The following is a 12,564-nucleotide window of genomic DNA, read 5'->3' on the forward strand; positions in this document are numbered from 1 at the left end:
GGTATCTGGGTATTATTTGATCGCGCCAAAAAGCCACGGGTTTCTCTGCTTGTGACCGGTCTCGAACTCACGAATCGCCTCGGCATTTTCGAGCGTCAAGCCAATATCATCCAGACCGTTAAGCAAGCAATGTTTACGGAACTCGTCTACTTCGAATGCGTAGTGCTTGCCGTCAGGCCGAATGACTTTTTGAGCAGCAAGATCGACAGTCAACTCATAGCCCTGGGTAGCTTCTGCCTGCACAAACAATTCATCAATATCTTTTTCATCTAAAACAATGGGTAACAGTCCATTCTTAAAACTGTTGTTATAAAAAATATCAGCGTAACTGGAAGCAAGAATGGTACGAAAGCCGTACTCCTCGAGTGCCCAGGGAGCATGCTCGCGGCTTGAACCACAGCCAAAGTTCTTGCGCGCCAGCAGCACACTGGCGCCCTGGTAACGAGGTTGATTGAGTACAAAATCTGGATTCAGCGGACGCTGCGAAGCATCCTGCCCGGGAAGACCCTCATCGAGATAGCGCAGCTCATCAAATAAATTCTGGCCGAAACCGGTTCGCTTGATCGACTTGAGAAACTGCTTGGGGATGATCAGATCGGTATCCACATTGGCCCGATCAAGTGGTGCAACCAAACCGGTGTACTGAATAAAGGGTTTCATGCTGTCGCCTCCTGAAGCATGTCGCGCACATCAACAAAATGGCCTGCAATGGCAGCGGCAGCCGCCATGGCCGGACTAACCAGATGCGTACGCCCTCCATTACCCTGGCGCCCTTCGAAGTTGCGGTTGGAGGTGGACGCGCAATGCTCGCCAGCCTGCAACCTATCTGGATTCATCGCCAGACACATGGAGCATCCCGGATCACGCCACTCAAAGCCCGCGGCCTTGAAAATAGTATCCAGACCTTCCAGCTCCGCCTGCTCCTTGACCAGCCCCGATCCGGGCACGACCATGGCCTGCTTAATCGAAGGGGCTACTTTGCGGCCCTTGGCCACCGCTGCGGCCGCGCGCAAATCTTCAATTCGCGAGTTGGTGCATGAGCCTATGAAAATACGATCCAATTTGATCGACGTGATCGGCTGATTTGCTTCCAGCCCCATGTAAACCAGCGCCCGCTGATAGCCACTGCGCTTGACTGCATCTTCTTCCAGAGACGGATCAGGTACACACGCATCCACCGCTACAACCATTTCCGGTGATGTGCCCCAGGACACCTGAGGCTTGATGCTGGTGGCGTCGAGCTCAACCATCGTATCGAAATGGGCAGCGGCATCGGACACCAGATCCTGCCACACCGTCACTGCATTGCCCCAATCTTCGCCACGGGGTGAATAGGGACGATCCTTCACATAGGCAATAGTCTTCTCGTCACAGCCTACCAAGCCAACACGGGCACCCGCCTCGATAGCCATATTACAGATGGTCATGCGCCCTTCCATTGAAAGATCGCGGATCGCGGACCCGGCAAACTCGATTGCGTGCCCATTACCGCCGGCCGTACCAATCTTGCCGATCACCGCCAGTACAATATCCTTGGCAGTCACACCAAAGCCCAGTTGTCCCTCGACGCTGATCAGCATGTTTTTCATTTTCTGAGCAACCAGGCACTGGGTTGCGAGAACATGCTCAACTTCCGAAGTGCCAATACCATGGGCAAGTGAAGCAAAAGCGCCATGGGTTGCCGTATGCGAATCACCACACACAATAGTCATGCCTGGCAGGGTTGCGCCCTGTTCCGGGCCCACGACATGGACGATGCCCTGGCGACGATCGGTCATACGAAATTCCATAATCCCGAAGCTATCGCAGTTGTCATCCAGCGTCGTGACCTGCAGCTTGGAGACCAGGTCATCGATACCCGAGACGCCAGCTGCCCGATTGGTGGTCGGTACATTATGATCCGGCGTCGCCAGGTTGGCATCGATACGCCAGGGTTTGCGCCCCGCCAGGCGAAGCCCTTCAAAGGCCTGCGGAGAGGTGACTTCGTGGAGCAGGTGACGATCAATGTATAGCAGCGCAGAGCCATCATCACGCTGCTTGACCAAATGGTTATTCCAAAGCTTGTCGTAAAGCGTTTGAGCAGACATGCTGAACTCCCTGATACAGGCTGAACACCGGCGACTGATCTCTCTAGGGACCTCAGGCACGGGCGCCTTGTTAACTTGTAGTAGATAATAAAAGCTGGCATCCGATAAAACAAATTCATAATATTCATGCAATGCATTACCACATGGAATACGAATGGATACTGCCAACCTTACTGCTTTTCTTGCAGTTGCCGAAACTGCCTCGTTCTCCCGTGCCGCAGAATTGCTTCATCTCACTCAGCCGGCAATCAGCAAGCGCATCGCCAGTCTGGAACAACAGTTGAACTGTCGCCTGTTTGACCGCATAGGTCGACATGTCGGTCTCACTGAAGCAGGACTGGCATTGCAACCTCGTGCGCTGCAGATCACGCACGCACTTGCGGACACACGGCGGGCACTCAGCAACCTGTCACAAGAAGTACAAGGGCGAGTGAGTATGGCCACAAGTCACCATATCGGACTGCATCGCCTGCCGCCGATACTGCGCGAATTTACCCAAACTTATCCAGACGTCGCACTGGATATTCAATTTCTGGATTCTGAAATAGCCTACGAAAAAGTCCTGCATGGGGATATCGAACTGGCGGTCATTACATTGGCTCCCGCATTCGAGGCACCCATCATTGCCGAGCGTATATGGAATGATCCCCTTGATTTTGTCGTCGCCCCCGATCATCCCCTGGCCCATTCCAGCCCTCTGACGCTGTCACGCTTGTGCGAGTATCCGGCAGTGTTTCCAGGGGCCAACACCTTCACTCGAGGAATAGTCAGCCAGCTTTTCAGCCAGGCAGGATTGCAGCCTCATATCAGCATGAGTACCAACTACATGGAGACGATCAAGATGATGGTATCCATTGGACTGGCCTGGAGTGTGCTGCCGAGAACTATGGTCGACTGGCAGGTGAAAGCACTGACACTGCATGACGCCAGCCTAGAGCGTCAACTGGGAGTCATCTGGCACAGCGGAAGAACGCTCTCCAACGCCGGTCATGCCTTTATTAGACTGTTGAAAGACAATGCCAAGGGTAGTGGCTTGCTGCTTTCCCCGGCACAGACTATCGTGTAAAGACATGTTTCAATACTGCGGCATTGTCCGCCGCGCTCAGTCGGGACAAGGTCGATGTTACAACCACCCAGCTCTCCTGCGAGCAATGACGCGCTTGATGCTGGCTCTGGCACCGCTAGTGCGTTTAACACGTTGTTCCACGGCATGCCCTTGGCCGGCATGTTGACCGAAGCCAGCACTGGCCGCGTACTGGATGCCAACGTCGCCTTCAGTGATATGTTCGGGTGGCCATTATCCGCCATTAAAAACCAACTATCGTCTGAAATACCCTTGTGGGTCAGTTCTGAACAACGCCAACAACTGCTCGAGTCATTTGAACTGCATGGGGATATCGTGCAATTCGAAGCCATATTATTATGCAGCGATGGGCGTTTGAAAATTTGTCGAGTGTCGATGCGAAGCATCCTTGTTGACGGCGTCCCCTGCCGGCTATCCACCGCGCAGGATGCAGACCTGGATCAGCTGGCCAGGCCTGGCAAAATCTACAGCGATCTACGGGAGAACAGGGAGCGTCTAAACCTGGCGCTAGATGCTGCGCAGATGGGTACCTGGGACTGGAATGTCGACACCAAGGTATTACATTGCTGCCCCCGTGCGGCGTTTCTCCACTCGCATCAGCCCCAAGCTTGGAGCGGCCCAATTGATTTCTTTTTGCGCGACATACAACCCAAAGATCAACGGCAGTTGCGCAAAAGCTTTTTGTCCATGTGCCGCAAGCAGCTCCCCCGTTATCGGTTTACCTATCGTCTAAAATCAGATGGGCACCCTGAGCGCTGGCTGGAAGTCACAGCAAAGCTATATCGCGGACCCAATGGAAAAATTACCAGGCTGGCAGGTACCCTGATAGATGTCACGGATCGTCGCCGGAGCGAACAGGCCCTGATCAAGAGTGAAGCCAAATTCGCTGCGATTTTTCAATACGCACCTGACCCCTACATTCTGGTCAATGCAGAGTCCCACATCATTATCGAAATCAATTACAGCTTTACCCGCTTTTTCGGCTTCAAATCTGAAGAGATTATTGGCAAAACCACTCTGGAAAAAGGCTTTTGGAGCGATCCATCATTACGAGACCTCCTCCTTGCGCAGCTAAAGCGTGACCGTCGTCTCTCAGGATCGGAAATTGATTTTCTCACTCGCGACAAAGAGCTTGCCACCTACGAAGTGTCCAGCAGTTTTGTCATTATCGATCGACAGGAATGCGTGTTCTCTACTTTCAAGGACATAACAGCCCAAAAAAAGGCGGAAGCAGCGCTGCGTGCATCAGAAGAAAAATTCTCAGGGGCGTTCCGAGCCAGTCCGGACTCGATAAGCATCACCGAGAAAGCAACCGGCCAACACCTTGAGGTGAATGAGAGCTTCACTCGACTAACGGGTTATACACCCGCCGAAGCCATCGGCATGACCGCCCGCGAGCTCAATATTTGGGCCCATTACCACGAACGAGCGAAGCTGATCGAGGAACTTGAGCGTAAAGGTAGAGTGCAACAACAAGAAATGTGCGTTATTGCTAAAGATGGACGCACATTGATGGTGTCTGTCTCAATAGAACCACTGCTGATAAACGGTATTGAGTGCATGGTGCTCACTGCACGCGACATGACCAACCAGAAAGTGATGGAAGCTCAAGTCAAGCACCTTGCCTACCATGACGCGTTGACCGACCTGCCCAACCGCGCATTACTCAGGGACAAGCTTAACCAGACGCTTGCGCTCTTATCGCGACACAACTTAAAGGGCGCTCTGCTGTTTTTCGACCTGGATCATTTCAAACACATTAATGACTCCCTCGGACACTCTTGTGGTGACTCGGTCCTGCAGGAAGTCACCCGCCGTATACTTGCCCTAGTGCGCAAAGAGGATACTGTTGCCCGATTGGGTGGCGATGAATTTGTGGTTCTGCTCAGTGGCCTAGAAGGCAGCTACGAGGATACACTCAGCTCCGTTCAGCGGCTCGCTGAAACGCTTTTAATGAACATTGCAGCTCCCATGAATGTCGAGGGCCATAGCCTGCAGCTCAGCTGCAGCATTGGCATTGCCATGTTGCCGGAACACGGCGACAACCCTGAAGACCTGCTTAAAAGAGCCGACATAGCTCTCTACAAAGTCAAGGCGAGCGGACGTAACGGCATTGCTTTTTTTGAGCAGGCCATGCAAAAAGCCGCTAGCGAGCGCCTTTCAATCGAGACCGAACTTCGCAAAGCGCTTGATCTTGGCCAGTTCAGACTCTTCTACCAACCACAGATCGACTCGGGTCAGAATCGCATCATTGGTGCCGAAGCGCTCATCCGCTGGGAGCAGCCTGAACGAGGTATGATCAGCCCTGCCAACTTTATCCATGTGCTCGAAGAAAGCGGAATGATTCTGGCGGTAGGGCAATGGGTACTTAACGAAGCCTGTGCCTTTGCCGCGACGCTGATCCGGGAAAAGCTGGCAGACCCTGAGCAGTTCTGTATAAGCGTCAATATCAGTCCCCGACAATTTCGCCAACCCAACTTTGTCAGTCAGGTACGCCAGGTTATTGCTGATCAGGCCGTGCCAGCAAACTGCTTGAAGCTGGAAATCACTGAAAATATTGTCATTCAGAATATCAATGACACCGTAGCTAAAATGCAGGAGCTAAGGCAGCTGGGTGTATGCTTCGCTATTGACGATTTTGGCACCGGTCACTCATCCCTGAGCTATCTGAAACAACTCCCGCTAGACGTACTCAAGATAGATCAGTCTTTTATTCGCGACTGCACTCAGGACATCAACGACGGAGCAATCGTCAAGGCAATTATTGCAATGGCCGGCAATCTGGGGCTGGACCTGATTGCCGAGGGCGTCGAGACTTCCGAGCAACTCGCGTTTTTGCAGCAACTGTCCTGCAATACTTATCAGGGCTACCTGTTTAGTGCCCCCGTTCCAGCGGAACAGTTCGTCGGCATCCTTCGCAAACACTCAGCAAGCGTATAGCCCACTTTTCCTATGGTGGCAGCTAAATACTAAGTGAACTAAACCTTGCATATGATGTCAGAATGGCAGCTAGCTCGGGCTAGCCCGTTCTCAACGTACTGGAGTTTAGAAATGAACAAGTCAATGCTGACCGGCGTCGTCCTCGGCGCAATCGTAGCAACAGCGGGCGGCGCTTTTGCCGGTTACAGCGCGCTAGCCAATAAAACCCCAACCCACGCAGATGTTACCAACGTGGACGCGATTACGGAAACTATCAAAACGCCCAGAGAGGTCTGTCAGGATGTAGCGGTAACACGGCAACGACCCGTACAAGATCAAAACAAGATACTTGGCACTGTAGCGGGTGCGTTGGTAGGTGGCGTATTGGGCAATCAGGTAGGCGGTGGCAGCGGCAAGAAAATTGCCACTGTTGCAGGGGCAGCTGCAGGCGGTTACGCCGGCAACAAAACCCAGGAGCGGATGCAAGCCAACGACACCTATACCACTACCGAAACCCGTTGTGAGACCGTTTATGATAGCAGCAACAAGATCGTAGGCTACAACGTTGACTACCGTATCGGCGAGAAACCCGGTCGCGTTCGGATGTCTTCCGATCCGGGCAACAAAATTGCGTTGAAAGATGGCGAGCTGGATTTGTCCCAACAGTAAGACCAATGCCCAGGCACGCCTTAGATGGGGCGTGCCTCGACGTTGTAATTCACATCAATAACTCCCGGCCTGCTCGCGACATAGACGCAACCACTTCTCTATTCCTGCACTGCGCAGCTTGTTACGGTGTAAGGCAAAGTAAAATTGTCGTCTAAAATCTCGCTGTGGCACAGGCAAAGGCACCAGACTACCGCGCTCGAAGGCTTCAACTAAGGTGATTGCCGACAGGCATCCAACCCCAAGACCCGCCTCTACCGCACGCTTGATTGCTTCCGTATGCTGCAACTCCAGCATTATTTGCAACTGTGGAAGCAAGCCGTGCATCGCCCACTCAAAGTGTTGGCGAGTCCCCGAACCGGGTTCGCGAATGATCCACTGGGCGGCAAGCAGCTCTTCATCGGTTAACCAGGGACGCCCCGCCCAAGGATGATCCGGCGCGCAGAAAACGACCAGCTCATCTTCTCGCCACCGCAGCATATCCAGTTCAGGATGATGGGCTTCGCCTTCTATCAGTCCAATGTCCAACTCAAAGCTCAATACCTTCTGGACGATGGTTGCTGTATTGGCAACCTCAAGTTTGACTCTTGCTCCTGGCTGTTCCTGCATGTAACGCGCCATGGTTTCCACCGCAAGGTAGTTGCCGATACTCAGGGTAGCGCCCACTTTCAGGTTGCCACTGCTGAGACGGCTTCCCAACGCCAGCTCGAGGTTTTCTGCTTGCTCCATCAAGGCTTGGGCGCGCGGGCGGATGGTCTGACCCAACTCGTTAAGCTGCAAACGCTTGCCTATTCGGTCGAACAACTGGATACCGAACTGGCTCTCCAGATCACGCAGCGCGCTACTGGCCGCTGATTGAGACATCGTCAGGCTTTCCGCTGCGCGCGTCAGGTTCTCGTGGAAGGCGGTGGCCAGGAAAACCTCCAATTGTCTAAGACTGTATTTCATTATCGATTTTTCCGATTACGTATAACTAAATAAACCGTTTAACCGATAGATTAGTGCGCCGTTACACTAGTTGCAAATCAGCTGACCGAGGAATTGCAATGGCAGGCTTCAATACCGAACGCGTACTAAGTGTTCATCACTGGACAGATAATCTGTTCAGCTTCCGAACAACCCGAGATCCAGGATTTCGCTTCAAGAACGGTCACTTCATCATGATAGGCCTGGAAGTCGAAGGCCGTCCCTTGATGCGCGCCTACAGTATCGCCAGCCCCAATTACGAAGACACCCTGGAATTTTTCAGCATCAAGGTTGCCGATGGCCCACTGACCTCACGTCTGCAGAACATCAATGAAGGCGATCAGATCATCATCAGTCGCAAACCGACAGGAACACTGGTGCTCGATCACCTGCTGCCAGGCCGCAATCTTTACTTGCTGAGCACCGGTACTGGCCTTGCGCCTTTTATGAGCATCATCCAGGATCCAGAAACCTACGAACAGTATGACAAGGTCATTCTCACGCACGGTTGCCGTCACGTGCGTGAACTCGCCTATCAGGATCTGATCACCGACGAACTGCCCAACCATGAGTATCTTGGTGAAGCCATCCGCGAGAAGCTTATCTATTATCCCACAGTCACTCGAGAGCCTTTTCGCAACCAAGGCAGACTGACCGACCTGATGGAAAGCGGTAAATTATTCGAAGACATCGGCCTGCCGGCATTCGATGTCGAGCAGGATCGCTTCATGCTTTGCGGCAGCCCGAGTATGCTCAAGGATTTCTGCCATGTTCTTGATAGCCGCGGGTTCAAGGAAGCGCGTCATGGCGACCTTGGACACTATGTAATCGAACGCGCATTCGTAGAAAAATAAACGTTTTCAGCAAACCTGCTCTGGCGCGTATAGCGCCGCCAGAGCAGCAGCAGTGCCATCTGACTATTCGACGTAAGTCATCTTGCGCGTCATCCCGCCATCAGCTACGACATTTTGTCCGGTAATGAAGGCGGCTGCTGGACTGAGCAGGAACGCCACCAGCGAGCCAATATCTTCGGGTTGCCCGATACGACCGACCGGATGTTGCAGATGATCGACAGGGCGAAGAGGATCACTGGCCTGTTGCTGACGGCTGCGGGTATCTATCCAACCGGGGCTGACCGCGTTTACCCGTACCGAAGACCCAAGACTCATCGCCAGCGCATGGGTCAACGCCAATAGACCACCCTTGCTGGAAGCGTAGGCTTCGGTGTTGGCTTCAGATTGCAGCGCGCGCGTAGAGGCCATGTTGACAATGGCACCTCCAGATTCGCGAAGCAGTCCGATGAAATGCTTGGAAACCAGAAAAGGGCCAGTAAGATTAGTGCTCAGCCAATGGTTCCAGGCCTCAAGGCTGAGCTGCTCTACTGGACCACTATCCGGATCGGCAATACCTGCATTATTGACCAACCCGTCGAGGCGACCGAAGTCCTCCTCCACCCGCTCCAGACATGCCGCGACACTGAGCTCGTCAGCCACATCCATCGGAATGAACTCTACCCGCCCCCCTGCAGCACACAGCCAGGCCAGCTCTTCGGCAGCAGCCTGGCCCGCTGATTCATCTATATCGGTGATCGCTACCGACCAGCCGGCACCAAGCAGACTAGCGGCAACTCCCTTGCCAATACCCCGTGCAGCGCCAGTAACCAGCGCTACAGGAGTGTGCTGCTCAGCCACGTCAGGCAGCCCTGCCCCGGGGACCGGCAAAGAACCATATGATCAAACCGACTACCGGCAACAGAAGAACCAGCAATACCCATAGAACCTTTGCACCATTACCAGCGCCGCTTTGCACAATATTGATAATCGCCCAGATATCCAGAATGAGAATAATCAGGCCAAGAATACCACCGCCAAAATTTACGTCCATATACAACTCCTTGTTGGAATAATGTGATGCTACAAACCCACTAATGGATCAAAGCTCAAGTACTGGGTATCTACGTGCAATATCATTACCTGTAGGACGGCTAATCAAGGCGCCTGCGTCGCGCGCACTCCGCACAATGAGGCACTTCCGCCCTGTCACCGGCACTACCCAATGAGCGACGCCTTCCGGCAGCCTCAGCAGGTCTCCACATCGACAGCCCAGTACCAGGAGTGTGGCGCCATGATGAATACACATCGTCGCAACGCCCTCAATGAACAGCCATAAACTGTCGCCAGCCAGTGTCTGTTCACTCTGCCCTCCCCCTTCAGGACCCGCCTCATAGCCGGGGGGACCCTCCAGCTCAAGAACTTCGGCAAACTCCATCGATTGTTCGACACCGATTGTCGTCAGCAGTTCGCCAGAGATGTCCAAGGCTTGTGTAGTAGAAACCGTAGCCCCCTTGAACCAGCTCGGCTCGGTTATGTGTAGCGATACCCCGGCAGCATCCAGATTAGGCACAATATCTTCCATATGAGTCAGCACCTTGCCGGGCACCTGTAGTTGATCGTCCTGGTAAACCGCAAGAATTGTCATTGCATACTGTCCGCAGTCAAATGGATGCTTTGCCAGTATAGAGTGCCGCATGGAAGCCATACAGCCTATGGCTAAATGACACACCTCTTCAGCGATCTGAAGGCAAAGCCCGATATAAACCCATTGCGGCGATCAACGCCGCCAAAGCCGCTATCGCAAAGGTCCAGTGTGCGCCCAGCGTGGTCCAGCTATAGCCTGAATACAGGGCACCGAGTGCACCACCAACGCCGGATAATGAGGCGTAAAGCGCTTGACCCTGGCCCTGCAGGCGCTCACTGAAATGGCGCTGAATAAAGTGAATCGCGGCCACATGGAAGCTACCAAAAGTAGCCGCGTGCAATGCCTGAACAAGCAATAGGACCCATAGATGTTCCGCCAGAGTGCCAAGCAACACCCAACGCAGGGACGCAAGAAGCAGGCTGGCCATCAGCACCTGCTTAAGGGTGAAGCGTCCAAGGACCCGCGTCATGACCAGAAAAAGAAGTATCTCGGCGACAACGCCCAGTGCCCAGAGCAGACCAATCAGTCCTCGACTGTAACCCAGCGCTTCCAAATGCAATGTCAGGAAGGTGTAATAAGGACCGTGGGAGAATTGCATCAGTCCCACGCAAATGAAAAAAGCCAGCACGCCCGGTTTGCGCAACAGCATGAAAAAACGCTCGACTGGCTCACCCTTCGGCCGAGCTGCAGCAATAGGGGGGCGCGGTACAATCAGACTACTGCAGAAAATCGCCAGCATGATCGCCAGCATCACCGCCGGATAGATGTCCAGACTGAACACCTCAAGTAACAGGCCCAGTCCCACCACTGTGGCAATAAAACCGACCGAGCCCCAGAGCCTGACCATACTGTAACGGGCCGATTGGGGCCCCAGGTGACTGAGCGTAATAGCCTCGAACTGGGGTAATACGGCATGCCAGAAAAAACTGTGCGAGGCCATTATCAACGCCAGCCAGAGGTAGTCTTGACGATAGAAAATGCCCGTGAAGGCGATTGCGGTAAATAGCGCACCAACACGAACGATAGCAAGCCTCCGACCGCTGACATCGCCCAGCCAGCCCCACAGGTTCGGCGCTACACAGCGCATCAACATGGGTATCGCGATCAGTTCGCCGATGCGCGCCGCGCTGAAACCCAGGTGATCAAAATACAGCGCAAGAAACGGCGCCACACCACCCAGCAAGGCAAAATAGGCGAAATAAAACCCTGACAGCCGCCAGTACGGCAGTACCGGCGTCACGTGAAACGCTGCAGACGGCAGTACACGGCTCAGAGCTGGCCAAGCACCGGCGTGCTCACCCGCACATCCGCATTCTGACCGCGATGGCGTAACAGATGGTCCAACAGCACAATAGCCATCATCGCCTCAGCGATGGGGGTCGCCCGAATACCCACACAGGGGTCATGGCGACCTTTGGTGATAACATCGACAGCATTGCCTGCAATATCGATCGATCGGCCGGGGGTGGTAATACTGGAGGTGGGTTTCAATGCCAGATGGACGACTATCGGCTGGCCGGATGAGATTCCGCCAAGCACGCCCCCAGCGTTATTAGTGAGAAAACCTTCGGGGGTCATCTCATCGCGGTGTTCCGTACCCAGCTGCGACACGGAAGCAAAACCAGCGCCTATTTCCACACCCTTCACCGCGTTTATGCTCATCATTGCGTAAGCCAGCTCAGCGTCCAGACGGTCGAATACCGGTTCGCCCAGACCAGGGGGGACACCTTCGGCCACCACGGTAACTCGCGCACCAACCGAGTTCTGGTCCCGGCGCAGCTGGTCCATATAAGCCTCGAGTTCAGGCACCTTGTCCGGATCTGCGCTGAAGAAGGCATTGTCATGTACCGAGTCCCAACTTTTAAAGGGTATCTCGATCGGTCCGAGCTGGCTCATATAGCCACGTACGGTAATGCCCTGACTGGCCAGATACTTACGAGCGATCGCACCTGCCGCAACGCGCATGGCAGTTTCACGGGCCGAAGAACGGCCGCCGCCCCGATAATCACGTTCGCCGTATTTATGATGATAAGTATAGTCGGCATGGGCAGGTCGAAACACATCCTTGATCGCCGAGTAATCCTTGGACTTCTGGTCGGTATTACGAATCAGCAAACCGATCGGACAACCGGTCGTACGCCCTTCGAACACGCCGGTGAGTATCTCCACCTCGTCGGGTTCCTGGCGTTGGGTGGTATGCCTGCTGGTACCCGGTTTACGCCGATCAAGATCACGCTGCAGGTCAGCAACGTCGAGTTCCAGCCCGGGTGGGCAGCCGTCAACAATGGCGACCAGCGCCGGGCCATGGCTTTCGCCGGCCGTGGTGACGGTAAATAAAGTACCAATGGTATTCCCGGACATACG

Annotated in this window: 12 protein-coding genes; 4 read left to right on the top strand and 8 right to left on the bottom strand. The window is 54.0% G+C overall.

Translation table 11 applies throughout. The annotated features are described in order from the left end of the window. Window positions 1-12: 12 nt before the first annotated feature. Together leuD and leuC are read right to left on the bottom strand one after the other, a co-directional pair. Window positions 13-660: a 3-isopropylmalate dehydratase small subunit gene (gene leuD, locus ACJAXR_RS10860; RefSeq protein ID WP_415058290.1), complete on the bottom strand. Its 648-nt coding sequence runs from the start codon at window positions 658-660 to the stop codon at window positions 13-15. Further along, on the bottom strand, window positions 657-2,087 hold the full coding sequence (leuC, locus tag ACJAXR_RS10865) for a 3-isopropylmalate dehydratase large subunit (protein ID WP_415058291.1): 1,431 nt from the start codon (window positions 2,085-2,087) through the stop codon (window positions 657-659). Before leuC ends, leuD begins: the two co-directional genes overlap by 4 nt. Before the next feature lie 154 nt (window positions 2,088-2,241). On the opposite strand from leuC, the gene ACJAXR_RS10870 reads away from it, so the two are divergent. The 3 genes from ACJAXR_RS10870 (at window position 2,242) to ACJAXR_RS10880 (ending at window position 6,759) form a co-directional block, all read left to right on the top strand. Beyond that, entirely contained in the window at window positions 2,242-3,153 is a 912-nt protein-coding gene (locus ACJAXR_RS10870; protein WP_415058292.1) for a LysR family transcriptional regulator, read from the top strand. A gap of 54 nt (window positions 3,154-3,207) precedes the next feature. Beyond that, entirely contained in the window at window positions 3,208-6,111 is a 2,904-nt protein-coding gene (locus ACJAXR_RS10875) for an EAL domain-containing protein (RefSeq protein ID WP_415058293.1), read from the top strand. A gap of 111 nt (window positions 6,112-6,222) precedes the next feature. Further along, the gene (locus ACJAXR_RS10880; protein ID WP_415058294.1) at window positions 6,223-6,759 is read left to right on the top strand and encodes a glycine zipper 2TM domain-containing protein; all 537 of its coding nucleotides are present in this window, start codon (window positions 6,223-6,225) and stop codon (window positions 6,757-6,759) included. Window positions 6,760-6,813: 54 nt separating this feature from the next. Here the strand turns inward: ACJAXR_RS10880 and ACJAXR_RS10885 are convergent, their stop codons facing one another. Then, entirely contained in the window at window positions 6,814-7,704 is an 891-nt protein-coding gene (locus ACJAXR_RS10885; RefSeq protein ID WP_415058295.1) for a LysR substrate-binding domain-containing protein, read from the bottom strand. A gap of 98 nt (window positions 7,705-7,802) precedes the next feature. Here ACJAXR_RS10885 and ACJAXR_RS10890 point away from each other — a divergent pair, with 98 nt between their 5' ends. Further along, entirely contained in the window at window positions 7,803-8,576 is a 774-nt protein-coding gene (locus tag ACJAXR_RS10890) for a ferredoxin--NADP reductase (protein WP_415058296.1), read from the top strand. A gap of 63 nt (window positions 8,577-8,639) precedes the next feature. Here ACJAXR_RS10890 and ACJAXR_RS10895 read toward each other — a convergent pair whose 3' ends face one another. From ACJAXR_RS10895 to aroC, 5 genes are all read right to left on the bottom strand, one after another. After that, a complete protein-coding gene (locus ACJAXR_RS10895; protein ID WP_415058297.1) occupies window positions 8,640-9,413 on the bottom strand; it encodes an SDR family oxidoreductase in 774 nt (257 codons plus the stop codon). Between the two features lies 1 nt (window position 9,414). After that, window positions 9,415-9,606, bottom strand: a complete 192-nt coding sequence (locus ACJAXR_RS10900) for a PLDc N-terminal domain-containing protein (protein WP_415058298.1) — start codon at window positions 9,604-9,606, stop codon at window positions 9,415-9,417. A gap of 48 nt (window positions 9,607-9,654) precedes the next feature. Next, a complete protein-coding gene (locus ACJAXR_RS10905; protein WP_415058299.1) occupies window positions 9,655-10,200 on the bottom strand; it encodes a hypothetical protein in 546 nt (181 codons plus the stop codon). An 88-nt stretch (window positions 10,201-10,288) separates the two neighbouring features. Next, on the bottom strand, window positions 10,289-11,440 hold the full coding sequence (locus ACJAXR_RS10910; protein ID WP_415058300.1) for an MFS transporter: 1,152 nt from the start codon (window positions 11,438-11,440) through the stop codon (window positions 10,289-10,291). 29 nt (window positions 11,441-11,469) lie between these two features. Continuing rightward, complete coding sequence (aroC, locus tag ACJAXR_RS10915) at window positions 11,470-12,561, bottom strand: chorismate synthase (protein WP_415058301.1); 1,092 nt, start codon at window positions 12,559-12,561, stop codon at window positions 11,470-11,472. Between the last annotated feature and the right edge of the window lie 3 nt (window positions 12,562-12,564).

This window comes from Halopseudomonas sp. (genome assembly GCF_047631575.1).
GTDB lineage: Bacteria > Pseudomonadota > Gammaproteobacteria > Pseudomonadales > Pseudomonadaceae > Halopseudomonas.